Origin of the sequence: Archangium sp., from assembly GCF_036277355.1 — a bacterium.
Lineage (GTDB): Bacteria > Myxococcota > Myxococcia > Myxococcales > Myxococcaceae > Archangium.
Genome location: NZ_DASUNC010000150.1, coordinates 19,016 through 45,023, shown reverse-complemented (window position 1 = coordinate 45,023; position 26,008 = coordinate 19,016). Strand labels below are relative to the sequence as shown.

The 26,008-nt window shown below is 69.9% G+C and carries 22 protein-coding genes; 7 read left to right on the top strand and 15 right to left on the bottom strand.

Annotated elements, in window-relative coordinates; translation table 11 throughout:
• The 3 genes from VFZ09_RS37260 to VFZ09_RS37250 all read left to right on the top strand — a co-directional run bounded on the left by VFZ09_RS37260 (window position 1) and on the right by VFZ09_RS37250 (window position 3,887).
• Window positions 1-1,701 (top strand): HD domain-containing phosphohydrolase, encoded by a 1,701-nt coding sequence (locus VFZ09_RS37260; protein ID WP_329732530.1) that lies wholly within the window; start codon window positions 1-3, stop codon window positions 1,699-1,701.
• A gap of 97 nt (window positions 1,702-1,798) precedes the next feature.
• Complete coding sequence (locus tag VFZ09_RS37255) at window positions 1,799-2,131, top strand: DUF971 domain-containing protein (RefSeq protein WP_329732529.1); 333 nt, start codon at window positions 1,799-1,801, stop codon at window positions 2,129-2,131.
• 22 nt (window positions 2,132-2,153) lie between these two features.
• Entirely contained in the window at window positions 2,154-3,887 is a 1,734-nt protein-coding gene (locus tag VFZ09_RS37250; protein WP_329732528.1) for a serine/threonine-protein kinase, read from the top strand.
• 19 nt (window positions 3,888-3,906) lie between these two features.
• On the opposite strand, the gene VFZ09_RS37245 is transcribed toward VFZ09_RS37250, so the two are convergent.
• The 5 genes from VFZ09_RS37245 to VFZ09_RS37225 all read right to left on the bottom strand — a co-directional run bounded on the left by VFZ09_RS37245 (window position 3,907) and on the right by VFZ09_RS37225 (window position 7,616).
• Complete coding sequence (locus VFZ09_RS37245) at window positions 3,907-4,524, bottom strand: ClpXP protease specificity-enhancing factor SspB (protein ID WP_329732527.1); 618 nt, start codon at window positions 4,522-4,524, stop codon at window positions 3,907-3,909.
• Window positions 4,525-4,554: 30 nt separating this feature from the next.
• Window positions 4,555-5,037, bottom strand: a complete 483-nt coding sequence (smpB, locus tag VFZ09_RS37240) for an SsrA-binding protein SmpB (protein ID WP_329732526.1) — start codon at window positions 5,035-5,037, stop codon at window positions 4,555-4,557.
• A 13-nt stretch (window positions 5,038-5,050) separates the two neighbouring features.
• Window positions 5,051-5,905: a pantoate--beta-alanine ligase gene (gene panC, locus VFZ09_RS37235; RefSeq protein ID WP_329732525.1), complete on the bottom strand. Its 855-nt coding sequence runs from the start codon at window positions 5,903-5,905 to the stop codon at window positions 5,051-5,053.
• Between the two features lie 3 nt (window positions 5,906-5,908).
• Complete coding sequence (gene panB / locus VFZ09_RS37230; protein WP_329732524.1) at window positions 5,909-6,805, bottom strand: 3-methyl-2-oxobutanoate hydroxymethyltransferase; 897 nt, start codon at window positions 6,803-6,805, stop codon at window positions 5,909-5,911.
• Window positions 6,806-6,971: 166 nt separating this feature from the next.
• Window positions 6,972-7,616 (bottom strand): deoxynucleoside kinase, encoded by a 645-nt coding sequence (locus VFZ09_RS37225; RefSeq protein ID WP_329732570.1) that lies wholly within the window; start codon window positions 7,614-7,616, stop codon window positions 6,972-6,974.
• 206 nt (window positions 7,617-7,822) lie between these two features.
• On the opposite strand from VFZ09_RS37225, the gene VFZ09_RS37220 reads away from it, so the two are divergent.
• Window positions 7,823-8,098, top strand: a complete 276-nt coding sequence (locus VFZ09_RS37220; RefSeq protein ID WP_329732523.1) for a hypothetical protein — start codon at window positions 7,823-7,825, stop codon at window positions 8,096-8,098.
• A gap of 34 nt (window positions 8,099-8,132) precedes the next feature.
• On the opposite strand, the gene VFZ09_RS37215 is transcribed toward VFZ09_RS37220, so the two are convergent.
• The 6 genes from VFZ09_RS37215 to VFZ09_RS37190 all read right to left on the bottom strand — a co-directional run bounded on the left by VFZ09_RS37215 (window position 8,133) and on the right by VFZ09_RS37190 (window position 18,709).
• Complete coding sequence (locus tag VFZ09_RS37215; protein WP_329732522.1) at window positions 8,133-8,531, bottom strand: hypothetical protein; 399 nt, start codon at window positions 8,529-8,531, stop codon at window positions 8,133-8,135.
• A 59-nt stretch (window positions 8,532-8,590) separates the two neighbouring features.
• The gene (rsmA, locus tag VFZ09_RS37210; RefSeq protein ID WP_329732521.1) at window positions 8,591-9,421 is read right to left on the bottom strand and encodes a 16S rRNA (adenine(1518)-N(6)/adenine(1519)-N(6))-dimethyltransferase RsmA; all 831 of its coding nucleotides are present in this window, start codon (window positions 9,419-9,421) and stop codon (window positions 8,591-8,593) included.
• Window positions 9,422-9,441: 20 nt separating this feature from the next.
• A complete protein-coding gene (gene tsaD, locus VFZ09_RS37205; protein WP_329732520.1) occupies window positions 9,442-10,440 on the bottom strand; it encodes a tRNA (adenosine(37)-N6)-threonylcarbamoyltransferase complex transferase subunit TsaD in 999 nt (332 codons plus the stop codon).
• 35 nt (window positions 10,441-10,475) lie between these two features.
• Complete coding sequence (locus tag VFZ09_RS37200; protein ID WP_329732519.1) at window positions 10,476-13,211, bottom strand: response regulator; 2,736 nt, start codon at window positions 13,209-13,211, stop codon at window positions 10,476-10,478.
• Window positions 13,212-13,462: 251 nt separating this feature from the next.
• Complete coding sequence (locus VFZ09_RS37195) at window positions 13,463-18,169, bottom strand: J domain-containing protein (protein ID WP_329732518.1); 4,707 nt, start codon at window positions 18,167-18,169, stop codon at window positions 13,463-13,465.
• Window positions 18,170-18,202: 33 nt separating this feature from the next.
• Window positions 18,203-18,709 carry a tRNA (cytidine(34)-2'-O)-methyltransferase gene (locus VFZ09_RS37190; RefSeq protein ID WP_329732517.1) on the bottom strand — a complete coding sequence of 169 codons (507 nt, stop codon included), beginning with the start codon at window positions 18,707-18,709 and terminating at the stop codon, window positions 18,203-18,205.
• A gap of 17 nt (window positions 18,710-18,726) precedes the next feature.
• Here VFZ09_RS37190 and VFZ09_RS37185 point away from each other — a divergent pair, with 17 nt between their 5' ends.
• Together VFZ09_RS37185 and VFZ09_RS37180 are read left to right on the top strand one after the other, a co-directional pair.
• Window positions 18,727-19,083 carry a DUF192 domain-containing protein gene (locus VFZ09_RS37185; RefSeq protein ID WP_329732516.1) on the top strand — a complete coding sequence of 119 codons (357 nt, stop codon included), beginning with the start codon at window positions 18,727-18,729 and terminating at the stop codon, window positions 19,081-19,083.
• A gap of 124 nt (window positions 19,084-19,207) precedes the next feature.
• Entirely contained in the window at window positions 19,208-19,972 is a 765-nt protein-coding gene (locus VFZ09_RS37180; RefSeq protein WP_329732515.1) for a Stp1/IreP family PP2C-type Ser/Thr phosphatase, read from the top strand.
• Window positions 19,973-20,008: 36 nt separating this feature from the next.
• Here VFZ09_RS37180 and VFZ09_RS37175 read toward each other — a convergent pair whose 3' ends face one another.
• From VFZ09_RS37175 to VFZ09_RS37160, 4 genes are all read right to left on the bottom strand, one after another.
• Window positions 20,009-20,812 carry a hypothetical protein gene (locus VFZ09_RS37175; RefSeq protein ID WP_329732514.1) on the bottom strand — a complete coding sequence of 268 codons (804 nt, stop codon included), beginning with the start codon at window positions 20,810-20,812 and terminating at the stop codon, window positions 20,009-20,011.
• Between the two features lie 23 nt (window positions 20,813-20,835).
• Window positions 20,836-21,717 (bottom strand): hypothetical protein, encoded by an 882-nt coding sequence (locus VFZ09_RS37170; RefSeq protein WP_329732513.1) that lies wholly within the window; start codon window positions 21,715-21,717, stop codon window positions 20,836-20,838.
• A 313-nt stretch (window positions 21,718-22,030) separates the two neighbouring features.
• Entirely contained in the window at window positions 22,031-23,059 is a 1,029-nt protein-coding gene (locus tag VFZ09_RS37165) for a sugar phosphate nucleotidyltransferase (RefSeq protein WP_329732512.1), read from the bottom strand.
• A gap of 21 nt (window positions 23,060-23,080) precedes the next feature.
• Window positions 23,081-24,118 (bottom strand): aminoglycoside phosphotransferase family protein, encoded by a 1,038-nt coding sequence (locus tag VFZ09_RS37160; RefSeq protein WP_329732511.1) that lies wholly within the window; start codon window positions 24,116-24,118, stop codon window positions 23,081-23,083.
• A gap of 302 nt (window positions 24,119-24,420) precedes the next feature.
• Here VFZ09_RS37160 and VFZ09_RS37155 point away from each other — a divergent pair, with 302 nt between their 5' ends.
• A complete protein-coding gene (locus VFZ09_RS37155; RefSeq protein WP_329732510.1) occupies window positions 24,421-25,785 on the top strand; it encodes a pyridoxal-phosphate dependent enzyme in 1,365 nt (454 codons plus the stop codon).
• The last annotated feature ends 223 nt before the right edge of the window (window positions 25,786-26,008 follow it).

The window sequence follows — 26,008 nt, the reverse complement described above, 5'->3', positions numbered from 1 at the left end:
ATGCGGCTCTTCAAGACCATCCTCTTGTTGATGCTGGTGGCCAGCCTGGTGCCCACCGTGATGGTGGGCCTGCTGTCCGTGTCCGACACGCGCGAGCTGCTGGTGCGCGACGCCCAGGAGCTCACCCAGGAGCGCGTCAAACAGCTGAAGCTGAAGGTGGAGGGCTTCCTCGCCGAGCCCACGCGCGCCGTCATGGGCATGGCGCGCGTGCCCAACTTCTTCGCCCTGCCGCTGGAGCAGCAGCAGACGTACCTGCGCGCGGTGCTCAACCAGAGCCGCGAGGTGCAGGCCATCACCCTCTTCGGGCCCGAGGGCAAGCGCCTCCCCGGACTGCAGGCCTTCGCCGTCAGTGACGTGCCCCCCACCGCGCTCGCCGAGCACGAGTCGCGCGCCGTGGCCCTGCTGGAAGGGCTCGCCGGCCTGCACTTCGCGGACGTGGTGTGGCGCCCCAGCGGCGAGGCCGTGGTGACGTTCGCCTTCCCCGTGGGCGAGCCCGTCAAGGGCTACATCGCCGCGGACGTGTCCCTGGTGGAGCTGCAGACCATGCTCGTCCAGGAGCGCGTGGGCAGCACCGGCTTCGTCTACCTCGCCGATGCCAAGGGCCATGTGCTCGCCGGCGGCGGCGGACTGGTGGCCGGCCAGGACGTCTCCCACCGGCCCGTGGTGTCGCACCTGCTCAAGGGCGTGGCGCGCTCCCCGGACACCGACATCCTCCACGTGGGCAACTTCGCCGAGGGCGACGAGGCCGTCGTCGCCGCCTACGCCACCCTCGCGGACCCCCACTGGGCCATCGTCTCCGAGCAGCCCGTGGCGCTCGCCTACAAGCAGGTGGAGACCATGGAGCGGCGCCTGCTGCTCACCGTGCTCGCCGCCACCGTGGTGGCCCTCGCGCTCGCCGCCTTCTTCTCGCGCAGCGTCACCCGCCCCCTCAAGGGCTTCATCCAGGGCGCCCTGCAACTGGCCCAGGGCAAGTTCGGCCTCGAGGTCAACGTCCCCCAGAAGAACGAGCTCGGCGATCTGGCCCGCACGTTCAACTACATGAGCAAGCAGCTGCTCGCGTACGACCACGAGAACCGCGGCCTCTACGAGAGCCTCGAGCAGGGCTACCTGGAGACCATCGTCGCCCTGGCCAACTCCATCGACTCCAAGGACTCCTACACCCGCGGCCACAGCCAGCGCGTGGGCGACGTGGCCGTGGAGATCGGCCGCGAGATGGCCCTGTCCGAGCGCGAGCTCAAGCAGCTGCAGTTCGGCGGCATCCTCCACGACATCGGGAAGATCGGCATCGTCGAGTCCATCCTCTGCAAGCAGTCGCGGCTGACGGACGAGGAGATGACCATCATGCGCGAGCACCCGGCCATCGGCGACACCATCATCAAGCCCATCAGCTTCCTGCAGGCCATGCGCTCCTGCGTGCGCAGCCACCACGAGCGCTGGGATGGCACCGGCTACCCGGACAAGCTCGCCGGCGAGGACATCCCCCTGCTGGCCCGCATCGTCGCGTGCGCGGACACCTTCGACGCCTGCACCTCCACCCGCCCCTACCAGAAGGCCATGCCCCTGGAGAAGGCCATGGAGATTCTGGAGAACCTCAGCGGCAAGCAGCTGGACCCGGCCGTGGTCTCCGCCCTGCGCCGGGTGCTGGAGAAGAAGGGCGTGCGCGTCGAGGGCCACCGGCTCCCCGTGAAGCTCGCCTCGTGAGCGCCTCTTCAGCGCCTCGACGGGCTTCCCCTCCCCCACCGGTGCGCTGGATGGTAAGCAGGGCGCAGCGATGTTCTGGCCCTGAAAGGGGAACCCCTTGAGTTTCTGGGATCGAATCAAGCCCACCGAGCGCCCCGTGTCCGCCACGGAAGTGACGCTCTCTCCGGACAACACCCGGCTGAGCCTCGTCTGGGAGGACGGGGTGAAGACGGGCGCCACCGCCCAGGTGCTGCGCCAGCAGTGCCCGTGCGCCGGGTGCGTGGACGAGTGGACCAACAAGCGCACGCTGGACCCGGCCCGGGTGCCCGCGGACGTGCGCATCACCCAGCTGCAGCCCGTGGGCAACTACGCCCTCACCTTCGTCTTCAGCGACGGCCACGGCACCGGCATCTACCCCTGGAAGCTGCTGCGCGAGATCACCCTGCCGTGAGGCCGGGCGCGTGGAGGAACGCATGAACGAGTCCCGCTACCGTCTGCTGCGCCCACTGGCCATGGGGGGCATGGCGGAGCTGTTCCTCGGCGTGGCGCGCGGCGCGCAGGGCTTCGAGAAGTCCGTGGCCATCAAGCGCATGCTGCCGCACCTGGCCAGCGAGCCCACCCTCGCGCAGATGTTCCTCGCCGAGGCCCGGCTGGCCACCCACCTCCAGCACCAGAACATCGCCAGCGTCTACGACGTGGGCACCAGCCCCGAGGGGCTCTTCATGGTGATGGAGCTGGTGGACGGCTGGGACCTGGGCGTGCTGCTGCGCCACGCCCAACGCCGCGGCCAGCGCTTCCCTCCCCACCTGGTGGCCTTCATCGGCTCCCAGACGCTCGCGGGGCTCATCCACGCCTACCGCCGCCTCCACAACGGCCGCCCCGTGCTCACCGCCCACCGCGACATCTCGCCCTCCAACATCCTCGTCTCCCGCGAGGGCGAGGTGAAGGTGACGGACTTCGGCATCGCCCGCCTCGAGGGCGTGTCCATGGGCACCCAGCCCGGCACCTTCAAGGGCAAGCTCCCCTACGCCGCCCCCGAGACGCTGCGCGGCGAGCCGGCCAACGCCTCGAGCGATCTGTTCGGGCTCGGCATCGTCCTCTACGAGCTGCTCGCCGGACGCCACCCCTTCGGAGATGGCGCTGGGGATCCCATGGCCTTCGCCCTCGCCATCACCCAGCAGGAGCCCGCGCCCCTCACGGACATCCCCGCGCCGCTCGCCGCGGTGGTGGCGCGCGCCATGGACAAGACGCCCGAGGCCCGCTTCCCCCGGCCCGAGGACATGGCCGAGGCCCTCGCCCGCTACCTGTCCCAGGCCGGTGAGCCCGCCACCTCCCAGTCGCTCGCCACGTTCATCGCCAGCCTCTCGCCGCCCCTCACCCTCGTCGAGCGCGCACAGGCCGCGGAGTCTCCGGGAGCCAGCGGCTCACAGCCGGGCGTCCTCGAGCCCACCGTCCGCCGCCCCTCGCTGTCCACCCGGTCCGTGAATCCCCCCTCCTTCGAGCTGCAGCACGAGGAGAACGAGGCCGTGCCCGGTGGACCCGCGCTCAGCATGAGCGGCCGGCTCGTCCTCCCCACCGCCGAGGCCCCCGCCGCCGCGCCCGTCTCCGCTCCCGCGCCCACTCCGGCCCGGGGCCGGGAGTTCCGCTGCGCCCGCTGCAACGCGCCCCTCGCCTCGGCCCATGCCCCGTGCGACCGCTGCGCCCGCGAGCTCTCCCCGGGGCTCTCCTCCCTCGCCGAGGACCTCTCCTCCGTGCCGACCACCCTGCCCACCTCGCGGCGCTCGGTGCTGGACATGAGGGAAGACGAGCTGGAGCTGGAGGAGCGTGCCCCGAAGCAGGAGACGGCATACGAGGAGCCCAAGGCCCGCATGCAGTGGGGACGTCCGGTGGCCATCCTGGCCACGCTCCTGCTGCTGGGCGGCGCCGCCGTGGTGGGCTACCCCTCCCTCCGGCCCCTGCTCACCCGGCTCTTCTACTCGGTGACCCCCAAGCAGACCCTGCCCATCCTCGCCTTCCAGAGCCAGCCCGAGGGCGCCACCGTCTCCGTGAACGGCCAGGTCATCGGCACCACGCCCCTCGTCATCGACAACACCTACGCCACCGGCCAGAAGGTCCCCTTCCAGGTGACCCTCAAGGGCTACAAGTCCCGCAAGGGCACCTTCACCGGCGGCGAGCCCGTGTCGATCGACCTCCAGTTCGAGCGCTGAGGCGCGGGAGGGCCCGCGCTCACTTCACCAGGCGCAGGTGGCCCCGCCTCGGTCCGGGTGGCGGCTCGTCCCGGGGCCCCTCGGCCTCGACGGGGCTCGGCGCGGGAACCGGGGTGGGTGCCGACACGGGGACGGGGGCCGGCGTGGAAGCCGGAGCAGGAGCAGGAGCCGGAACCGGAACCGCCGCCACGGGCTCGGGCGACTCGTCCTCCGGCCGCCCCACCTCGCGCAACACCGTCCGGGGACGCGCCTCCGCCGCCGGGGCCGACTGCTCCGTCACGCTCTCCGGCACCTTCGTCGTCACCATCGTCTGCTGGATGAGCTCGGCCGGCATGTCGTCCGGGTACATCCAGAATTCCTTCGTCAGGTGGCTGGTGATGGCGAACAGCGCCGACCACGGCACCGCCACCTTGAAGCGGCTCCCCGAGAAGCTCAGCGTGCAGCGCACGCCCCACTCGCCCACCGTCAGGTCCGGTGGATCGAACCGGTAGGACAGGTTGAGGCGCAGGTGGGACTCAGTGCGCAGCGATGGCGGGACGAGCACCCCCGGACGGCGCGCGTCCAGGTGGATCATCACCATGCCCTTCTCGAGTGCGGCCAACAGCCGCGCCTTCTTCTCAGGACCTTTCTTGTCCATCGACGTGCGCTAGCGGACGAGGGGGGCGTTTCAGCGACGGCGCATCGCCCGGTCCATCTCCCGCTTGGTCTCCCGTTCCTTGATGTCCTGCCGTCGGTCCTCGTGCGTCTTGCCCCGGCACAACCCCAGCTCCACCTTCGCCCGGCCGTTCTTGAAATACAGCAGGAGCGGGATGATGGAATAGCCTCGCTCCCGAACCTTCGTGATCCACCGGTCGATTTCCTCGCGGTGCATCAACAGCTTGCGGCCGCGAAGAGGCTCGTGGCTGAAAAAACTGGAGGGGTTGTAGACGCCGATGTGAGCGTTGAGCAGGTACAGCTCGCTGCCCTTGGGCAGGGCGTAGGCGTCCGAGAGGTTGGCCGTCCCCGCCCTCAACGCCTTCACCTCGCTGCCCGAGAGCGACAGGCCGGCCTCGACCTTCTCGTCCACGGTGTAGGCGGCTCGCGCCTTGCGGTTCTCGGCGATGATCTTGATGCCGTCACCCGTCCCGCCCTTGCCCTTGCCTGCCGCCATACGCTCGTGTCCCCTAGCCTCCGATGGGCTGGTTGTCGATCAGCCGTGTGGAACCAACGAAGGCCGCCACCAACAACCGCGCCGTCTGGCCCGGACTCACGGCCGGCAGCGGGGTCAGCGAGGTAGCGTCCACCAACTCGACATAATCCTCTCGGAGGCCCGCTGCCTCCAATTCGCGACGCACCGCGGCGACCAGGGCCGGCGTCTCGCGCGTCCCGCTCCGGCACAGCGCCTGGGCCGCCGCCAGGCCCCGCGACAGGGCGAGCGCCCGCTGGCGCTCCTCGGGGGACAGGTAGGCATTGCGCGAGCTCATCGCCAGCCCGTCCGCCTCCCGCACGGTGGGCATGCCGATGATTTCAACTCCAAGGTTCAGGTCGCGCTCGAGGGCGCGGATGACCTGGAGCTGCTGGTAGTCCTTCTCGCCGAAGAGGGCGAGCTGGGGCTTGAAGAGGCACAGCAGCTTCGTCACCACCGTGGCCACGCCGCGGAAGTGGCCGGGCCGGCGCGCACCGCACAGGCCCTGGCTCACCTGCTCCACGTCCACGTACGTCTGGTAACCCGGCGGGTACACCTCCGCCGGAACGGGGGCGAACACGGCCTCCACCCCGGCGCTGGCGCATCTGGCCAGGTCCCCCTCCAGATCCCTCGGATAGCGCGACAGGTCTTCCTTGGGACCGAACTGGGTGGGGTTGACGAAGATGGAGGCCGCGACGACGCCGGCGCGCGTGCGTCCCTCGCGCATCAACGAGACGTGCCCCTCATGCAGGAAGCCCATGGTGGGCACCAGCGCCAACCGGCGCCCCGAGCGGCGGACGGACTCCGCCCACGCGGCGGTCTCGGCAACGGTACGAAGGACGAGCGGGGCCATGGGCTAGACCGGTGCTCCGTAGACGGGGCCCATCTTCTCCGGCTCGGCGGACGCGTCCGTGGGCTCCGGCGTGGAGGCCACGAGGCGGATGGGCTTGGACTTGAAGGAGTGCTCCTCGTCCGGGAAGGTGCCCGCGCGGACCTCGGAGAAGTAGGCGCCCGCGGCCTCCGTGATGGAGCCGTGGAGGTTGGCGTAGCGCTTCACGAACTTGGGCTTGAAGTCCGGGTTCATTCCCAGCAGGTCGTAGCAGACCAGCACCTGGCCGTCGCAGTATTTGCCCGCGCCAATGCCGATGGTGGGGATGGACAGCCGCTGCGTCACCTGACGCGCCAGCTCCAGCGGCACGCCCTCGAGCACCAGCGCGAAGCAGCCCGCGCGCTCCAGCGCGATGGCGTCCTCGAGAATCTTGCGCGCCGCGTCCTCGTCGCGGCCCTGCACCACGTAGCCGCCCATCTTGTGCACCGACTGCGGCGTGAGGCCCAGGTGGCCCATGACGGGGATGCTCGCGCGGGTGATGGCGGAGATGACGTCGGCGAACTCGGCACCGCCCTCGAGCTTCACCGCGCCCACCCGGCCCTCCGCCACCATGCGGCCGGCATTGCGCACCGCCTCCTCCACCGACACCTGGTAGCTCATGAAGGGCAGGTCGCCCACCACGAGCGCCCGCTTCGTCCCCCGGGCCACGGCGGCCGAGTGGTACACCATCTGGTCCATCGTGACGGGGAGCGTGGAGTCGTGGCCCTGCACGACCATGCCCAGGGAATCTCCCACGAGCAGCACGTCCGCTCCGGCTTCATCGAAAACACGGGCGAAGGTGGCGTCGTAGGCCGTGACCATGCAGATCTTCTGGCCGCTCTGCTTCAGGCGCTTCAGCGTGTGGATGGTGACCTTGTCCTTCACGGTTCACCTCCTCTGGGGATAGGGGTTCAACGTCCTGCCGGTGCATGCATGGACGCCTCTCGCCGTCCCCGAGGGGATCGCCGGAAGCGGCCACCGAGTCACACTCTAACGCCCTTGGGAGCGCCGCGGGGGGCTTCTTGAGGGCAGGCAGGCAGCCGAGCCCCGCTCAGAGGCGCCTGGCGCTCTGGGGGTGGTAGTGGTGGGTCCCCTGACGCGCCCGGTCGATGGCGCCCATCAGCCCCTTCAGGTCGTCCTCGTTGTGCACGAAGTCGATGTCCGAGGTGTCCACCACCAGCAGCGGCGTCTCCGTGTAGCGCGAGAAGAAGTCGTTGTAGGCGTGGACCAGCTCCTCCAGGTAGCCGGCGTCGAACTGGCGCTCGAACTCGCGGCCCCGCTTCTTGATGCGGTGGAGCAGCACGTCCAGGCGCGCCTGCAGGTAGATGACCAGGTCCGGCCGTGTCACCCGGGGGGTGAGGGCCTCGAAGACCCGCTCATAGAGCGACAGCTCGTGCGAGCCCAGCGTCAGGCACGCGAAGATGCGGTCCTTGGCGAACAGGTAGTCGCTCACCGTCACCGAGTTGAACAGATCCGGCTGGAACAGCTCCTGCTGCTGCTGGAAGCGCGAGAGCAGGAAGAAGATCTGCGTCTGGAAGGCGTACTTCTGCCGGTCCTCGTAGAAGTGGGCGAGGAAGGGATTCTCCTCGTATTTCTCGAAGACACGCCGGGCGCCAAAACGCTCGGCCACGAAGTTGGAGAGACTCGTCTTACCGACGCCGATGGGCCCCTCGACCACGATGTAGCGGTTGTCCATCCGCTTCGAGACCTCCGACTGCACGAGAGCCGCGCTCCGGTGGGGGGAACTCCGGCCGGAACGGGGCGCGGAATAGAGCACGGGAGTGACGGCCGGGCAATGATCGCGCTCCCTTCCGGCTCGCCACGCTTGACGGCCCGATGAGCGTCCACTACCAGGGACGCACGCGCGGTGCGGAAAACGCCAACGCGCGGGGACCGAGGGAGATGAATCGACGGCAGCGGGCGAAGACGGTCATCGAGCTGGAGCCACGCCGGGCCACGTCCACCGAGACGTCCCCAACACGGGCCGTGGAGCCGGATCCACTCTACGGTGTGGCCCTCCTGAAGACGGCCCTGGAGCTCAAGCGGCGCAAGGACGGCACCCCGGAGGAGATCCTCCGCGGCGTGCTGGCCCGCATGCGGCTGTCCGAGGACGAGTTCCGCGCGTGGCTGTCGCAACAGGGCGAGCTGGCCAAGGTGCTCGGCGGCGGCGGCGAGTAGTCCTGAGCCCTTCCCGCGCCCTTCCCGAGCCCTCTCAACGCGAGGCCACCCAGGGCTGGAGCGCCGCGTCCACCGCGCTCCCCAGTGACTTGCAGAAGGCGTACTCGGTGCGCAGCCGCTCCACGGGCGTGGCCGCCTCGAAGCGCCGCGTCTCGAAGAAGAGCGCGTACACCACCTTGTCCGCCACCTTCGAGCGGATGCCGAGGTACTCGCCCTGCACGTCCATCTGCGGCAGGAGCATGCGATCCAGGGAGCGGTAGACCCGGGCCATGTCCTGGGTCGCTCCCACGAAGGTCTTCTCGTCGAGCAGCGGGATGGGGCTCGGATCGCCCCAACGCAGCAACACCACCCCGTCCGGGCGGGCGAACACCGCGTACACCACGCCGAAGCGGTTGAGCACCGGCTCCAGCTCATTGATGGGCAGGGGCGTCATCCATCCTCTCCGAGCCGCTCTAGCGTTAACACCAGAGCGGGCCGGACGCCAAATTGCCGCTACCTCGTCACGGGACCGAGCGCCCGCTCGATGGCGGCGAACTCCTCGGACGAGAGCGTCTCCGCTCGCCGCGTCGGATCGATGCCCGCCGTCTGCAGCGCCTGGTGGAGCTGCTCGCTCGTCCCCAGCGACTTGTCCGACTTGAGCGAGTTGATGAGCGTCTTGCGGCGCTGGGCGAACCCCGCCTTCACCAGGCGGATGAAGCGCGCCCCGTCCACCACCGGCGCCAGCGGCGCGGGACGGCGGATCAGCCGCAGCACCGCCGAGTCCACCTTGGGCGGCGGATGGAAGCGGTGGGCGTCGATGTCGAAGAGGTTCTCCGAGGTGAAGTAGAGCCCCAGGATGGCGGTGAGCAGGCCGTAGTCGCGCCCACCCGGCTCCGCCGCGAGCCGGTCCACCACCTCCTTCTGCAGGGTGAAGACGGCGCGCGTCACGTGCTCGCGCTGCTCCAGCACCTGGAAGAGGATGGAGCTCGTCAGGTGGTACGGGAGGTTGCCCGCCACCTTCACCTCGGGCACGCCCGCCACCTTGGCGAAGTCCACCGTGGCCGCGTTGCCGTCCACCACGCGCACCCCGGGGATGGCCTCCTTCTCCAGGACGGCGATCATGTCCCGGTCCTTCTCCACCGCGGTGACGCGCGCCTTCGTGGCGGCGAGAAAACGCGTGAGGTGCCCCAGGCCCGGACCCAGCTCCACCACCGGCTCGCCCTCGCGCAGCTCCAGCGAGTCGGCGATGGCCTCCAGGATGTCCGGGTCCCCCAGGAAGTTCTGCCCCCAGCTGTGCTTGGCCCTCAGGCCGTGGCGCTGGAGGATGTCACGTGGCGTATCCACTCTCTCGGCTCCCTTCACCTTCACATGCGCCAGGCCGGGTCCGCGGACAGATTGAAGTCCCCGCGAAGTCCCCGGCGCCAGGCCTCGTAACCGGCCACGGCGATCATCGCGCCGTTGTCCGTGCACAGCCGCACCGGCGGCAGGTACAGATTCAAGTGGCGCTCCTTCGCGCGCTCCAGGCTCAGCGAGCGCAACCGCGAGTTGGCCGCCACGCCCCCGCACACCACCAGGTTCTTCAATCCCAGCCGGCGCGCCGCGGCGACGAACTTCTTCGACAGCGCGTCCGCCACGGCCTCCTGGAACGAGGCGCACAGGTCCGCCAGCGCCTGCCCCTCGGGCACGCCGTGCTTGCGCACGTGCTGCGCCACCGCCGTCTTCAGCCCCGAGAAGGACCAGTCGAAGTTCTCCGCCCCGGGCAGCGCGCGGGGGAAACGGATGGCCTCGGGGTCGCCCTTCTGCGCGAGCTGATCAATGGGCAGCCCGCCCGGGTACGGCAGGCCGAGGATGCGCGCCGTCTTGTCGTAGGCCTCGCCCGCGGCGTCGTCGCGGGTGCTGCCCACCAGCCGGTAGCGGCCGTAGTCCTGCACCTCGTAGAGGCTGGTGTGGCCACCGGACACGACGAGCCCGAGGAACGGAGGCTCCGGCGCGTCCTCCAGCAGGCGGATGGCGAGCAGGTGCCCCTCGAGGTGGTTGGCCCCGACGAAGGGGATGCCCGTGGCGAGGCTCAGCGACTTGGCCACCTGCACGCCCACCAGGAGCGCGCCGATCAGGCCGGGCCCGGAGGTGACGCCAATGAGGTCCACGTCGTCGAGCGTCTTGCCGGCCCGGGTGAGGGCCTCGTGCACGACGGGCATGACCTGCACCACGTGGTTGCGGCTGGCCAGCTCCGGCACCACCCCACCCCAGCGCCGGTGGATGTCCACCTGGGTGGAGACGACATCGGAGAGCACACGCCGGCCGTCCTCCACGAGGGCGGCGGCGGTCTCATCACAGGAGGTTTCGATTCCGAGTACGAGCAAAGGGCTTCCTCTCTACCAGGAGCCCGCCGCCACGCCTACTGTCCGAGCGACTTGAGCGCGGCGCGCACGTCGTTGGCGTACTGGCCGTTGGGCTCCAACGAGAGATAGCGCTTGTAGGCGTCGATTGCCTTCTTGTCCTGCTGGACCATCTGCCGGCCCATGCCCAGGCACAGCCAGGCGTGGGCGTTGTTCGGCTGGTCCTTCAGGGCGTCCTCCAGCAGCTTGACGGCCTCGCGGTAGCTCGAGTCGCTGCGCACCAGGGAGATGCCCAGGCCCGCCTTGGCCTCGGCCGAGTCCGGCTTGAGGTTGAGCGCCTTGCGGTACGAGAAGGCCGCCGTCTTGTAGCGCCCCGACGACATGAGCTTCTTCGCCTGGCGCGTCAGGTTGGCGTACTGGGCCTCGGGGCTCAGTTGCTGCGCCGCGGGCTGCTCCGGCTCGTCGTCCTTGCCGTCATCCTCGGTGGGCGCGGTGCCATTCGCGGCCACGGCCGGCTGCTCGGGGGTCTTGGCGGGCGTCCCCGCGTCGGTCACGGCCGTCTGGGCCGTTGCGGCCGGCGTCTCGACGGGCTTCGTCTCGGGCGTCGCCGTCTCGACCGGCTTCGTCTCCGGGGCCTTCGCCTCGGGGGCCTTGTTCTCGGGCTCGGGCGCCTTCACCTGCTCGGTGGGCGCGGGCTTCGGCGCGGGCGGCGGAGGCGTGGGCTTGTCCGAGCCACCCGACTGGGTGAACACCACCACCGCGGCCACCATGGCGATCGCCACGATGCCGCCGATGATGAGGCCCGTCCGGTTCGGCTTCGGCTGCTGCGCGTTCTGCACGCCGGCCGCTGGCGTCTTGGGCTGCGTCGTGGGCCGGGGCGACACCGGACGCGGCTTGGGATCATCCGCCACGGGCTTGCTGGCCTGCGGCGTGGGCCTGGGCTCCGGCTTGGGCGTCTCGACGGGCCGGGGCTGCTCCACGGGCTTGGACGCGGCGGCGGGATCGGGCGCACCATGGCCCGGGTACGGCGGCAGCGCGAGCTGCTGGGGCTTCTCGGCCGGAGGCTCCGCGGGCTTCTCGACCACGGCGGGCAAGGACACGGGCGTGACGGGGACAGCGGGCTTCGAGCCCGACACCAACGTCACCTCCTCGGCCGGAGTCGCGGGCTCCGGAGGAGGCACAGGCGGAAACGGATTGGGGGCCACGGCGGCCCCGCCGAAGATGGGGCCACGCGAGGACGCATCCACCGGGGCCGCGGGAGCGGACGGAGACGGAGGCGTGGAGGGCGTAGAGGGCGTGGAGGCCGGTGCACTGGAAGACGTCGAGGCACGAGGCGCCGGAGACCAACCCGGACCCCACCCTCCCGCCGAGCCGAGGCCATCCACGTCCACCCGGCTCCAGTCGAGCAGCAGGCTGCGCCGCTCCAGCTCCTTGGCGCGGTGGGCCGGCGCCGGCTCCACGAGGAACGACGAGCCCTCGGCCGAGCGCGGCGGCGCGATGATGTCCGTCTCGGGAACGTTCGACGCGCGCTTCCGGGACTCGAAGACGACGACGTTGGCGAGCTGCCGCGGCCGATCCTCGTCGGACCCGGCGGCGGCCTGCGCGGGAGCCACCTGCTCCGGCTCGGCCATGGGCTCCACCGGCGGCACTACCGGCACCTCCACGGGCACCGGCGCGGGCTGCTCCACCACCGGCGCGGCCACGGCCACCGGCGCCACCTCGGGCACCGGCGCGGGCGTCACCGCGGGGGCCACCGGCTCCGGCGCGGGCTCGGCCGGGGCGCTCGGCGCCGGCGCGTTGTGCAGCCACTCCTCGATGCCGGGCTTGCCGCTCTGCACCGGCTCCTGCGAGACGCTGCCCAGCTCGCGGATCAGCCCCTCGAAGTACAGCTTGCTGATGATGCCCAGCGCCGCCAGGTCATCGAAGTCCGAGTCCTCCACCACCCGGCTCAGGCTCCGCTTGCCGTCGAAGAGCCGCAGCAGCCCGTTCACCTCGTCCGGAATCTCCGAGAGCCGGTCCGCCAGCTGGTGGTAGTCGATCTCGAACACCGTCTCCAGCGGAGGCAGCTGCTCGAGCATGCGGCCCCACTCGTCCAGCCGGCGCATGCCCTCCATCAGCAGGCCCTGGGTGGAGACCTCGATGCGCTCGGGCCGGTCCAACGCGGTGAACTGGACGTCGAACTCGCCCTCGGTGGCGTTGAGCAGCCGGTAGAAGGCGTTCTCGCCCTTGAGCCGCCCCATCTCCGCGTCGATGACGCGGCCTTCCTTGAAGTAGATGGTGGCGACCCGGTCTCCCTTGATGGAGATGGTGCCCGTCTTGCGGCCGATCTCGAACGTCTGGACCAGGTCCACCACGCCCATGTCGGCCAGGTTGCCCGCGAACCCGCCCTTGGTCGTCTCGCGCCGCTCGATCCTCTCCTTGTCCGCCTTCTGGAGGATCATCGTCACGCGCGTGACGATCTCTTTGATGTAGATGGGCTTGGTCAGGTAGTCGTCGCCACCGAGCTCCAGGCCCTTCACCTTCGCCTCGACCGCCTTCTGGTTGGTGAGGAAGACGTAGGGAATGTGCTTGTAGCGCTCGTCCGACTTGAGCGTCTTGCACAGCTCGAAGCCGTCCATCTCCGGCATCTTCGTGTCGGCGAGCACGAGGTCCGGCGGGCTGATCTGCACCTTCTCGAGCGCGTCCTTGCCGTGGATAGCCGTCGTCACGGAGAAGCCGGCCTTCTTCAGGCTGACCTCCATCACACGGAGACTCTTCGGGTCACCATCGACCAGGAGCAGGTGCTGCTTGGCCACGTTTAAATGCCTTTCGCTGCGGGCGCCTCACAGGGCGAACCCGGCGCGGAGAAGAGAGCGGATGATCATGCCCGCTCTCCAGGCATGTCAATGGCGGAGGGAGGCGGGTCCTCGTCTGGCGCCCGGGGAGACGGGCACCCTCCCCGCCCGCACGGGCACCCCGGACGGCCCCCAACCAGGCGGGCGGGATTCCGGGGAAAGCACGGCTCCGGACCCGGGGATGCGTGGGGGTCCAACCGAGCCGGGGGCGATCAGCCGAAAAGGCCACCCTTCTTGTTGGGGGGAGGCGGATTCTTCTTGCGCATCTCGATCAGGCGCAGCTCCTGGTTGGCCTCGAGGTGCTTGGGGTTGGCGCGCACCGCCTCGCGGAAGTGGCGCTCGGCACGGGCCATGTCGCCCTCGACGCGGGAGATGACGCCGAGCTGGTAGTGCGCTCGATCACAGTTGGCGTCCAGCCTGAGCGCCTCGGCCATCATCTGCTTCGTCTTGGGGATCTCGGCCTTGCGCTGAGGGTCCATGTAGATGGCCCACGCCCGGGCGGCGAGGTACACCGCCTTGGGCTCGGCGTTGTAGGCGCGCTCGAAGTGCTCGGCCGCGGCCACGAAGTCCCGCTTGCGGAAGAAGACCTCGCCCATCTTGAAGAGATCGTTCGGATCGACTCCTGGGGGCCGGGTGCTCGCCTGCGGCGCGCTCTGGGTGCGCAGCTCCTGGAGGTACGCCGCGCGCTGCTTGTCGTCGTAGAGGACCTCGTAGGAGTCGCGGATGGCCTCGAAGACGGCGGTCATCTTGGGCGAGAGCGCGGAGAGCGCCGGGGGCAGCCGGTCCGGGTGGAAGCGCTTGGCGAGCCCGAGGAACGCGGTCTTCACCTGCTCCTTCTTCACCTCCGGGTCGATGGGGAGACCCAGCGTGGTGAAGTGCTCACGCTTGGCCTGCAGTTCCTCGTAGCGCTTCTCGATGGTCTGCGCGAGCTGGGCCAGCTGCTGCTCCTCGGAGAGGAGCTGAGGGGGGCCAGCGGGAGACGACGCGGGCGCGGCGGGCGCACCGGGTGGCGGAGCGGGACGGGAACCGAGCTGCGCGGCCCGCTGGAGCAGGGCCTGGCGGCGGGCCTTCGCGGCCTCGTCGGAGGGCTCATCCGCCAGGTCATCCTCGCCGAGGGACAGGTCGTCCCACGCATCGGCCGCGCTGGCGTCGCGGGCCTGGGCCGGAGCGGCCGGGGCCGGAGCTGGCGCGGGAGACGGAGGCGCGGCCACGGGGGCGGGCGCGACGGCGGAGGCGACCGGCGCGGACGAGGCCTGGGGTGCATCCGGGCGGGCGAGAGACTCCAGGTGGGCATCGACCTGCTGGAACGCGGCCTCGAAGGAGGCGTTGATGTCGCCAGCGGCCTCGACGGTGGGAGCGTTGTCGAAGGCCATTCCCCAGAGATCATCGTCCGCCGTGGGACGCGCGGCGTCGGGCCCCAGCTTGAGCGGCTGCATGGGAGCAGGCGCGGCAGCGGGGGCGGGAGCAGCAGCGGGGGCAGGAGCGGCAGCCGGGGCAGGAGCGGCAGCGGCAGCGGGGGCAGCGGGAGGACCGGAGCGGGACGACAGGTTCGGAGGAACGAACGCCGTCGGAGCAGCCGGAGCCGGTGCGCTGGGGGCGGGAGCCGGCCCACGGGCCGCGGGAGCCTGCGTGCTGGCCACGGGCGAACGAAGGCCCGGGGGAACGGGAGCCGGCGCACTGGCCGCGGGCGAACGGAGACCCGGAGGAACAGCGGCCCGAGGCGGCGCGGCAGAGGGAGGCGCGGCGGACGGCGGGCGCGCGGCCGGAGGAGACGCGGCGGGTGGCGGGCGCGCGGCCATGGGCGGCGCGGCGGGCGTTGGAGCCACGGGAACGGGCGCGGCGGAGGCGGGCGGCTCGGGAGCCACGAGGTCGCCCCAGTCCAGATCGGCACTCAGCTCATCCACCGCCACCTGGGACACCGGAGCGGCGGACGCGGTGGCCACGGGCGCGGGAGCGGGCTCCTCGATGAGCCAGGACTCGGGAGCAGCGGGCCCGGCCCGCCGCATCGCCTCCTCCATGTCGTGCATCTGCGCGGCATCCGCCTGCTCGCGCGCGAGGCGCAGCCCCTCCGTGTCCTCCTGCGCGGGTAGCTCGGCGGTGCTCTCGGCGGGGACCGCGTCGAACCAGACCTCGGAGGCGGGCGCGACCTCGGAGAGAGAGGCCTCGGAGCGGGCGTCGGTCCGCGGACCCGCCGCCACGGGAGCGGCTGCGGCTCCCGAGAGATAGCTGACTCCGGACGGACGCGCGGGCACCAGCGGCTCGCTCGGCGAACCGGTGAGGATCAACTCGCCATCCTGCAACTCGGCCGCCTCGGCGATGAAGGCCACATCCGAGAGTTGGGAGACCTCGTTGACGCGACGCTGCTCGGCGAAACGCTGCTGCTCGGCGAGGCGTGCGGCCTCGGCGAGGCGAGCCTCTTCGGCCAGACGCGCCTCCTCGGCACGCCGGGCTTCTTCTTCCGCCAGAAGCCGCGCCTGCTCGGCGAGACGAGCCTCTTCCGCCAGCCGGGCCTCCTCGGCGAGCCGGGCTTCCTCCTCCGCTCGGCGCCGGGCTTCCTCGGCGAGCATTGCCTCCTCGGCGGCACGACGCGCCTCTTCGGCCAGCCGCGCTTCCTCCGCGAGCCGAGCCTCTTCGGCCAGTCGAGCTTCCTCCGCTCGGCGCGCCTCTTCTTCCGCGAGCCGACGAGCCTCCTGGGCCAGCCGAGCCTCTTCGGCGAGACGCGCTTCCTCCGCGAGACGTGCCTCTTCCGCGAGCCGCCGCTCCTCGGCGAGACGTGCCTCTTCGGCCAGCCGCGCCTCTTCCGCCAGGCGAGCCTCTTCTTCCGCGCGGCGGCGGGCTTCCTCGGCGAGTCTGGCCTCTTCAGCCAGCCGAGCCTCTTCCGCGAGGCGTGCCTCTTCCGCGAGCCGTCGCTCCTCGGCGAGACGTGCCACCTCGGCCAGCCGTGCCTCTTCCTCCGCCCGCCGGGCCTCTTCGGCCAGTCGAGCTTCCTCCGCGCGGCGCGCCTCTTCTTCCGCGAGCCGACGAGCCTCCTCGGCCAGCCGTGCCTCTTCGGCCAGGCGCGCTTCCTCCGCGAGACGTGCCTCTTCGGCCAGCCGCGCCTCTTCCGCCAGTCGAGCCTCTTCTTCCGCTCGGCGGCGGGCTTCCTCGGCGAGTCTGGCCTCTTCGGCCAGGCGAGCCTCTTCGGCCAGCCGAACCTCTTCCGCGAGTCTGGCTTCTTCGGCCAGCCGTGCCTCTTCTTCCGCGCGGCGACGGGCCTCTTCGGCCAGCCGAGCCTCCTCCGCGAGCCGAGCCTGTTCGGCCAATCGCGCCTCTTCGGCGAGACGTGCCTCCTCCGCGAGCCGTTGCTCCTCAGCGAGACGTGCCTCTTCAGCCTGGCGAGCCTCTTCCTCCGCTCGGCGGCGGGCTTCCGCGGCCAACCGAGCCTCTTCGGCGAGACGTGCCTCTTCGGCGAGACGTGCCTCTTCGGCCAACCGAGCCTCTTCCTCCGCTCGGCGACGGGCTTCCTCGGCGAGTCTGGCCTCCTCGACGAGACGTGCCTCTTCTTCCGCGCGGCGACGGGCCTCTTCCGCAAGCCTGGCCTCTTCAGCCAGACGTGCTTCTTCGGCCAATCGTGCCTCTTCCGCGAGCCGTGCCTCTTCCTCCGCCCGGCGACGTGCCTCTTCAGCGAGTCTGGCCTCTTCCGCAAGGCGAGCCTCTTCGGCCAGCCGTCGCTCCTCGGCCAATCGCGCCTCTTCGGCCAGTCTGGCCTCTTCCGCGCGACGCGCCTCTTCGGCGAGACGCGCCTCTTCAGCCAATCGCGCCTCTTCCGCGAGCCGAGCTTCTTCCGCCAGGCGGCGAGCCTCTTCGGCCAGCCGTGCCTCTTCGGCAAGGCGAGCTTCTTCCGCGAGGCGCGCCTCTTCTTCCGCCCGACGACGGGCTTCCTCGGCGAGTCTGGCCTCTTCCGCCAGCCGTCGCTCCTCGGCAAGACGAGCTTCTTCCGCGAGACGAGCCTCTTCAGCCAGCCGTGCCTCTTCAGCCAGCCGCGCCTCTTCCGCGCGACGCGCCGCCTCCGCCAGCCTGGCCTCTTCTTCCGCCCGGAGCCGAGCCTCCTCGGCGAGTCTGGCCTCTTCCGCCAGCCGCGCCTCTTCCGCCAGCCGCCGCTCCTCGGCCAGCCGGGCCTCTTCCTCCGCCCGGAGCCGAGCCTCTTCCGCCAGCCGGGCCTCCTCGGCGAGCCGCGCCTCCTCGGCCAATCGCCGGGCTTCCTCTTCCGCGCGCCGCCGGGCCTCCTCCTCGCGCCGGGCCCGCTCCCGGGCCTCCCAGGCCTCGAGGGACAGCGACTCGACGAGGCCCTCGCGCTCGAGGACGTGCAGCAGCACCTCCTGCGCGGGTGTCAGCGCCTCCAGCCGCTGGAACTCCGCCAGCTTCAGCAGGAGCGCCATCTCCTCGGCGCTCGCCACCCACGGCGCACACAGGCCCGGATCCTCGCAGCGGTACATGCGGGGCTCGGGGGCCTCGGCGCCCGCGGGCTCGAGGGCGGCACGCACCACGCGCGTCCCCGGAATGGGGCGGAACATCGCCTCCACCCCACCCTCCTCGAACGCGGCGCGCTCGGCCAGCTGACTCAACCGCCGCACATCGGCGAGCACCTTCTGCTCCGCCACCGCGTCCGGCGCCAGCCCGAGCTCCTCCAGCAGCTCCTCGTCCGGCGAGCCCGCGCTCTCCCGGGCCCACAGCGCATCCAGCAGCTCGGCGCGGATGCGCCCGGCCTGCATCAGCGCCTGCACCGGCGTCTGGAAGCCGAAGCCGAGCCGCGTCCCCACCAGGTCACCTCCCTGGAGGAACAGCAGCGCTTCGCGGCCACCGGCGTGCAGCGTGAGCCGGCCGGTGGAGCGGGACTTGTGGGCGGAGTACAGCGTCTCGGCGACCTGCGAGGGGGGCATGCGGCCCCCAGTGTAGTCCTTCCGCCCCTCCCCTCAACTCGGCGTGCCGCCCGTCCGCCCGCCCGCCGCGCCGAACCGCACCTGTCTCAGGGCCTCATAGGCGGCGATTCCCACCGCGGTGGACAGGTTGAGGCTGCGGCGCTCGGGCAGCATGGGGATGGTGACGGCCGTGCCCGAGCCCCCTCCCATGATGTCCTGCGGCAGCCCCTGGGTCTCCGAGCCGAAGACGAGGTGGTCCCCCTCCTCGAAGCGGGCCTCATACAGGGATGTAGCGGCGCGGGCGGAGAACAGGAAGCGCCTGGCCGAGGGCCACTCGGCCAGGTAGGCGTCGTAGTCCGGGTAGAGCTTCAGGAAGACCTTGTCCCAGTAGTCGAGCCCGGCCCGCTTGAGGTGCCGGTCATCGATGGAGAAGCCGAGGGGCTCCACGAGGATGAGGCGGCAGCCGGTGACGGCGCACAGCCGGGCGATGTTGCCCGTATTGGGGGGAATCTGGGGGGAGACGAGGACGAGGTGGAAGGGACGCGCCAGGGGCTGGAGCATGGGGTAGAAGGCGCTGCATGCGCCTGAAGGTGAACAATGTGACACGGCAGCGGCTGTTGGCGGACCGCGCCGAGCGGGCCGAGTCCTTCGCGGACCGGTTCGTGGGGTTGATGGGCCGCAAGTCGCTGGCCTTCGGGGAGGGGCTGCACATCGTGCCCTGCAACTCCATCCATACGTTCTTCATGCGCATCCCCATCGACGTGGCCTTCCTCGACCGGGACGGGGTCATCGTCAAGCAGTTCGTGGCCCTGCCCCCCTGGCGAGCGACCTCGGTGTACTTCCAGGCGAAGTCGGTGCTGGAGCTGCCGGCGGGAGCCCTGCAGGCGAGCGGCACCCGGGATGGGGACCGGCTCGTCTTCGAGCCGGTGGTTTGAACCCCGAAGGGGAGTGAACAGACCAGCCATCCGGGCTTCTGGGGTTTTGACCCCCTTCGTCACGCTTTGTTAACCTGCCCCCCCGTCCACGGCCCCCCCTGGACACGTCGGAGACTCCGCGAGCATGCGCATCGAGGTTGCTGGCCACACCCACGTCGGGATGAAGCGGAACCACAATGAGGACAACTACCTCATTCTGACCGACGAGAACCTGTGCTGTGTCGCCGACGGGATGGGCGGACACTCCTCCGGGGAGATCGCCTCGAAGATCGCCGTGGAGGAGCTGGCCGAGTTCTTCCGGATGACGTCGCGCGACGAGGACGCCACGTGGCCCTTCAAGATGGAGAAGGGCCGCAACTACGACGAGAACCGGCTGGCCACGGGCATCAAGCTGGCGAACAAGAGCATCTTCGACAAGGCCAGCACGGACCAGAAGTACAAGGGCATGGGGACGACGATCGTCTCGGTGCACTTCACGGACGCGGCGGCGTACGTGGGGCACGTGGGCGACAGCCGCGTGTACTTCTTCCGCCAGGGCGTGCTGCGGCAGGTGACGGAGGACCACTCGCTGCTCAACGACTACCTCAAGGCGAAGAAGCTCACGCCGGAGGAGATCGAGAACTTCCCGCACAAGAACGTCATCGTCCGCGCGCTGGGGATGAAGGAGACGGTGCAGGTGGACGTGGCGAAGGTGGAGCCGCAGCAGGGCGACGTCTTCCTGCTGTGCTCGGACGGGCTGTCCGGCATGGTGACGGATCCGCAGATGCAGGAGATCCTGTCGCGGACGAACGAGCTGGAGAAGGCGTGCTCGCAGCTCATCGACATGGCGAACGCGGCGGGCGGCAACGACAACGTCACCTGCGTGCTGGCGCGCTTCCACGCCAACTGAGCGTCACGGGGTGAGCGGCGGCTGCTCGGAATGCGACTAGACCGCTCCGAGCTGCCGGTCCCAGGCATACACCTGGCCCAGCAGTTCCGACGTGCACGCGCCGGACACCCGTTCGAAAGCGTGTGGGTCGAGCAGGGAGAAGCGCTGGCGCTGGAATGACGGGTCGGCCACCACCTCCTGGTGCTTCAAGCCACGCGCGAAGGTGAGAACACGGGGCATCTGCCGGAGGATGGCCTCGAGACTGTCCTCCCGGCTCGCACGTCCCATGCGCTCCGCCGCCGCGTCCAGGCACGCCCTGACCGAGGAATCTCCCTCCGGGCACCAGGCATCCATCGCCCAGTCGCAGGAGGCCCGCATCACTTCCTCCAAGGTGAGCGCGGCCGTCGGGGAGCTGAAGAGGTAGCGCACGGACTGGAGCGGCTCCCAGAAACGCAGCACGGCCTGAAGGCGGAGGGCCACACGCTCGGCACTCATCGGAGCTGTTCGCCCCATCGCGAAGTACAGCGCTCCCCAGGCCGTCTCGCGACAGGTGGCCTCGTAGAGGTCGTCCACTTCGTACGTCCCCGGCCAGTCCAGGGCCTCCCACAAACCTTGCTTGAGGTTGGACAGCAGGTACAGCCGCCAGGCCGGGCGCTCACGCTGGAAGTCCACCCCCTCGTGCGCCACCACCACCTCTCCGGAGGGGACCTCCAACATCTGCCGGGGAACGGGGAAGGAGCCGTCCTCTCGATACTGCTCGCCACACCGCAGCCCCTCCTTCCTCGTCTTCCGCTGGACCGAGGAGTAGGCCCCATGAAGGAAGGACGGCATCCACAGAGAAGAAGACGGCCCGGGCGACATGAAGCGCGTCCTATCAAAGCGGCTCATCCGCGAGGAAGGGGCATGCCCGAGGCGGCGGCGGGCACTCGCACCGGGGGGGCGATGGGTGACGAAGGTGATGGAAAGGGGATGACCTGCCCTCCTCCCTGGCTGGGGGGCTGCTTCGCCCCAGGACCCGAGCCCATCCGGCCCAGAATCGCACCCGAGAAGAAGCCCGTCGCGGCGTTGCCCAGAACCTCGATGACGATGCCAACGGCCCCGCTGAAGGTGGCGAGCCGCTCGCGCCGCTCCACCATCTCCTCCACGGCCTGCCCCACCCAACCTCCGTACTGAGCCATTTCCTCTTGGATGAGCGTCACCCATTGCCCGTCCTCATACGCCGCCACCTCGGACTCGAAGCGCCTCTGGCTACGCGTCCACCGGTACTGGACCACTCCCGGCTCGGCGACCCACCACGTCAGGCGCCAGATGTATTGCCCTCGCGCGAAACGGATCAGGACTTCTCCTCGGAAGTCCGTTCCTGCCGAGAAGCTCATGTCCGGCGCAACAACCCGATTCAGCGCGGCAAGGTAGGTCCGCACTTCCTGTCGGCCTTCCTCGAGGGCCTGCTCATGCCAGAGCTTGATCTCGAAGAGATGCCGGGCGGTCACGTCCGTGATGTCCGGGCGTAGCGGGCGCTCATTCGGAAGCAGGCGGGAAGAGTCACCCAGCCGCGTGTCCCTGATGATCGAGTAGAGGGTACTGCTGTTGTAGTAGGTCTGATGGCCTGGGTGATTCACGCCGTACATGTACGCAATCAACCGGTGTGCGGCGTTGCCGAAGAAGAACTGCCAGGGCGTCTGCGAACCCGGATTCCGGCCGGGGACATCGTAGCCCTGGATGGCCGCGCCAGAGGGCGTTCCACCCGCTGCCGGGCTGTCACTCATCGCCAACAGGCAATGAGACGGCACCGCTTGGAGGGAGGATGACGGGCCGGACCGTGGCCCCTCCGCATTCAATGTGGGAGGCACCTGCCTGCCGGCTCCGTGACACATCCCGTGACCACCCAGACGAGGATCAGGGCCGCCCGATGCCGCGCGACCCGAGACATGGATAGACCGGCACTCACGAGCACCTCCCACTCCGCGGGGCCAGACAAGAGCAGAGCCGGGAAGCAGTAGATGCCGAGAGCCGCGGGAAGACCACGCCTCCCCCGGTCAGGTCATGCGAGAACTCGCAACCAGCGTGATGGGCAGCGAGTTACGGGGTGAGCGGCGCGGGCACCCGGTGTGCCCCCCAGGCCATCACCTCGACCAGTTCCTCGCCGGGAGCCACCTCGGTCCCCTCCAGGATGGCGCAGCGCTCGAGCCGGGCCCCCGCGCCCACGCGCGCCTGCGCGCCCACGGACACCGAGGCCCCCACGCGCACCCCCTCCGCCAGCGAGCACCCCGCGTCCAGGTGCGCCGGCCCCGTCACCTGGGCCCCACCCACGCGGGCGGACGGATGCGCCCAGTAATTCCCCTGTGCACGCGGCGCCGAAACAAACGGTGAGTCCGCGCCCAGCCCCTCCAGCGCCACCTGCCCGGAGAGCACATCGCGCACCGTGGACAGGTAGCGCGAGGGTGTGCCCAGATCGGACCAGTACGAGCGCACCACCTCGCCGCGCACGATGAGCCCCGCCTCGATCATCCGCACGTAGACGTCGCGGTTGATGTCCTCGGGGCCCTCGGGCGTCATGAAGTCGAAGACACGCGGGGACATCACGTGCACCCCCGTGAAGTGCCAGGGCGACAGCCCCTCGCCCCCGGGCCCGAACCTCGCGATGCGGCGCACGCGCTGCTGCGCGTCCATCTCCACCGCGGCGTACTTCTCGTTCTCCGGCATGGGCAGCAGCACCATCGTGGCCGCCGCGCCCGAGGCCCGGTGCGCCGCCACCACGGGCCTCAAGTCCACCGGGAACAGGATGTCCCCGTTGAACACGATGAAGTCATCCCCCGCGAGGAAGTCGCGCAGGCCCCGGATGCCGCCACCCGTGCCCTGGATGACGGGCTCGTGCACCACGTGCAGCGGCAGGCCCACGCGCGCGCACTCGGCGCGAGCGGTGGCCGCCATGACGTCCGGCAGGTGGTGGGTGTTGATGCCCACCCCCTGCACTCCGGCCGCCCGCAGCACCGCCAGGTGGTAGCGGAACAGGGGCTGCCCGAGGAACGGCATCGCCGGCTTGGGCCAACGCTCGGTGAACGGACGCAGGCGCGTACCCAGCCCCGCGCAGAGGACCATTGCCTTCATGTGCCGCCCCTCCCCTTCCTGTCAGCCCACCTCGGGCACGTACCTGGCAATCAGCTTCTGCAGTCCGCTCAGCTCCGGCCGCAGCTTGAAGGCATCGCGCACGTAGCGCAGCGACGCGGGGATGGACACCAGGAAGCCCGGGTTGCCCTTCACCCGGTTGATGAACTCGAAGCGGCCCGCGTCCTTCAGCTTGCGCTGGATGGTCAGCAGATCGAAGAAGGCCTTGAAGGACTTCGGGTCGATCCGCTCGCCCGTCACCTCGGCGAACGTGGCGATGTACCGGTCCAGCATCGTGTCCACGAAGCCCCGGTCCAGCTCCACGTAGCTGTCGCGCAGCAGCGCCACCAGATCGTACTGGCGCGGGCCCTGGAGCGCGTCCTGGAAGTCGATGACCACCAGCTCGCCGTCCTTCATCATGATGTTGCGGCTCTGGTAGTCGCGGTGCGTGAAGCCCCGGGGCGCGGCGGCCAGCTGCTTCGCGATGTCGCGGAACGTCCGGTCCAGCTCGGCGCGCTCGGTGTCGGTGGGCTTCTTGCCGCTCCACACCTCGAGGCCCCACTCGCGGAAGTGGTGGAGCTCCCAGTCGTACAGGTCCTCGTCGAAGGCGCGGGTGAAGGCGAGGCAGTCCGGGTCCGGCAGCCGCTCGGCCTGGGCGCGCATGCGGGCCAGCAGGTCCACCGCCCGGGTGTAGAGGGCCTGGTTGTTCCTGCCGCCCTCGAGCGCCGCCTCGAAGGTGATGTCGCTCAGGTCCTCCAGCACCATCATCCCGGCGGGCTCGTCGAAGCGGAGAATCCGCGGCACGCGGATGCCGAGCTTCTCCAGGTAGCGGTGGACGTTGACGAAGGGCAGCTCCTTGGGCGGCTCGCCCTTGGAGGCCTCCTCGCTCTTCTTCGAGGCATCCAGGGGCATCACCATGACCACCCAGCTCTCGGGGGCCGTCCCCACGCGGTAGTACGAGCGGTTGCTCGCATCACCCTTGAGCTTCTTGATGGGGGCCTGGGGAACGGGGCGGCCGATGGCCTTCCCTACCTGGTCGCGAAGCGCGGCCTCGATTTCCATAAGTAGACGATTCTCCTGGGAGGTTCGTGAGAGGAGGCGCGGCAGTATGGGAGTGCCGGGCACCCGGGTCAAAGCTCCTGTGCGAGGACACTTCACGAGCGGTCGTATGCCCGACAGGAGGAACCCGGGGCCCGGGTGGCCGCCTGCTGTCCGGGCCCGGACTTCGCCGCACCGTGTCGGAAAGCGGGAGAACCTCGAAGGTGTTCTCTCGAAGAGGGGGGCGGGCAGCCGGCCGAGGTCGACCGGCATCACCGGGGCAGTTATAAGGGCGCCGGTTTCTCCCTTCCCCAAGAGAGCTTCAGATGGAAATCCACGACAACATTCTCTCCGCGATCGGCCACACGCCCCTGGTGAAGCTCAACCGGTTGGTGGGCCCCAATGACGCGACCGTGCTGGTCAAGTGCGAGTTCATGAACCCCGGCGCGTCCATCAAGGACCGCATGGCCCTCTACATCATCGAGAAGGCCGAGAAGGAGGGGAAGCTCAAGCCCGGCGGCACCATCGTGGAGAACACGAGCGGCAACACGGGCATGGGCGTGGCGCTGGCGGCGGCGGTGAAGGGCTACAAGTGCATCTTCACGATGCCGGACAAGATGTCGCTGGAGAAGATCAACCGCCTCAAGGCGATGGGCGCGCAGGTGGTGGTGACGCCGACGAACGTGCCGGCCGAGGATCCGCGCAGCTACTACGAGACGGCCAAGCGGCTGCACCGCGAGACGCCGGGCGCGTTCATGCTCAACCAGTACCACAACCCGGACAACATCGAGGCCCACTACAAGATCACCGGTCCGGAGATCTACGAGCAGACGGACGGGAAGATCGACTACTTCGTGTCGGGCCTGGGCACGGGCGGCACGATGAGCGGCGCGGGCAAGTTCCTGAAGGAGAAGATTCCGGGCCTGAAGAACGTGGGCGTGGACCCGGAGGGCTCGGTGTACGAGGGCTACTTCAAGACGGGGAAGCTGACCGAGCCGCACGTGTACAAGGTCGAGGGCATCGGCGAGGACATGCTGTGCGGTGCCATGGACTTCAAGGTGGTGGACGACATCCGGCAGGTGGATGACCGTCAGAGCTTCGTGGCGGCGCGGCGGCTGGCGCGCGAGGAGGGCATCTTCGCGGGAGGCTCGGCGGGCGCGGCGGTGCACGTGGCGGTGCAGTTGGCCAAGGAAGTGGGCAAGGGCAAGACGATCGTCGTCGTCCTGCCGGACACGGGCATGAGCTACGTCAGCAAGTTCCACTCGGACGAGTGGATGCGCGACAACGGCTTCCTGGAGGAGAAGGGCGCGGGCACGGTGCGGGATCTGCTGAGCGGCAAGCGGGCGGTGATCACCGCGCGCAAGGGCCAGCGGGTGGACCAGGTGGTGGAGGCCATGCGCCAGCACGGCATCAGCCAGATGCCGGTGATGAGCGAGGACGGCCGGGCGGTGGGGATGATCCACGAGTACGACCTGCTCAACGCGCTGGTGGCGAACAAGGCGAAGTTCGCGGACACCATCGACAGCATCGTGGCGCCGCTGCAGGGCGTGGTGTCGCCGGAGACGAGCCTCAACCGGCTGCGCGAGGTCTTCAACCAGGACAAGGTCGCGGTGGTGAAGGAAGGCGAGAAGATCCTCGCCATCGTGACGAAGATCGACCTGATCGAGTACATGCACCGCACGGCGGCGTAGCCTCCCCGCACAGAACACCCCACCGAGCACAGCTCCCCTCTCCCTCCGGGAGAGGATCCCCCCGTCGTTCAAAGGGGGGGCAAGCCCCCCGGGGTGAGGGTATCGAGGGCCTCGGGTTCACCAGAACCCGGGGCCTTCGTGCATCCGGGGGTGCCGCGGGACCGCACGCCCGAGCGAGTCTCGCCTCGGCCCGAGGGGCATTGGCGGGGATGGAGGAGATGGC

Bases quoted from the DNA above. Each gene is read 5' to 3' on its own strand.
- VFZ09_RS37260 (WP_329732530.1), top strand. From the start codon at position 1: ATGCGGCTCTTCAAGACCATCCTCTTGTTGATGCTGGTGGCCAGCCTG.
- VFZ09_RS37250 (WP_329732528.1), top strand. From the start codon at position 2,154: ATGAACGAGTCCCGCTACCGTCTGCTGCGCCCACTGGCCATGGGGGGC.
- VFZ09_RS37245 (WP_329732527.1), bottom strand. From the start codon at position 4,524: ATGGACAAGAAAGGTCCTGAGAAGAAGGCGCGGCTGTTGGCCGCACTC.
- smpB (WP_329732526.1), bottom strand. From the start codon at position 5,037: ATGGCGGCAGGCAAGGGCAAGGGCGGGACGGGTGACGGCATCAAGATC.
- panC (WP_329732525.1), bottom strand. From the start codon at position 5,905: ATGGCCCCGCTCGTCCTTCGTACCGTTGCCGAGACCGCCGCGTGGGCG.
- VFZ09_RS37225 (WP_329732570.1), bottom strand. From the start codon at position 7,616: ATGGACAACCGCTACATCGTGGTCGAGGGGCCCATCGGCGTCGGTAAG.
- VFZ09_RS37220 (WP_329732523.1), top strand. From the start codon at position 7,823: ATGAATCGACGGCAGCGGGCGAAGACGGTCATCGAGCTGGAGCCACGC.
- VFZ09_RS37215 (WP_329732522.1), bottom strand. From the start codon at position 8,531: ATGACGCCCCTGCCCATCAATGAGCTGGAGCCGGTGCTCAACCGCTTC.
- VFZ09_RS37195 (WP_329732518.1), bottom strand. From the start codon at position 18,169: ATGCCCCCCTCGCAGGTCGCCGAGACGCTGTACTCCGCCCACAAGTCC.
- VFZ09_RS37190 (WP_329732517.1), bottom strand. From the start codon at position 18,709: ATGCTCCAGCCCCTGGCGCGTCCCTTCCACCTCGTCCTCGTCTCCCCC.
- VFZ09_RS37185 (WP_329732516.1), top strand. From the start codon at position 18,727: ATGCGCCTGAAGGTGAACAATGTGACACGGCAGCGGCTGTTGGCGGAC.
- VFZ09_RS37180 (WP_329732515.1), top strand. From the start codon at position 19,208: ATGCGCATCGAGGTTGCTGGCCACACCCACGTCGGGATGAAGCGGAAC.
- VFZ09_RS37175 (WP_329732514.1), bottom strand. From the start codon at position 20,812: ATGTCGCCCGGGCCGTCTTCTTCTCTGTGGATGCCGTCCTTCCTTCAT.
- VFZ09_RS37170 (WP_329732513.1), bottom strand. From the start codon at position 21,717: ATGAGTGACAGCCCGGCAGCGGGTGGAACGCCCTCTGGCGCGGCCATC.
- VFZ09_RS37165 (WP_329732512.1), bottom strand. From the start codon at position 23,059: ATGAAGGCAATGGTCCTCTGCGCGGGGCTGGGTACGCGCCTGCGTCCG.
- VFZ09_RS37160 (WP_329732511.1), bottom strand. From the start codon at position 24,118: ATGGAAATCGAGGCCGCGCTTCGCGACCAGGTAGGGAAGGCCATCGGC.
- VFZ09_RS37155 (WP_329732510.1), top strand. From the start codon at position 24,421: ATGGAAATCCACGACAACATTCTCTCCGCGATCGGCCACACGCCCCTG.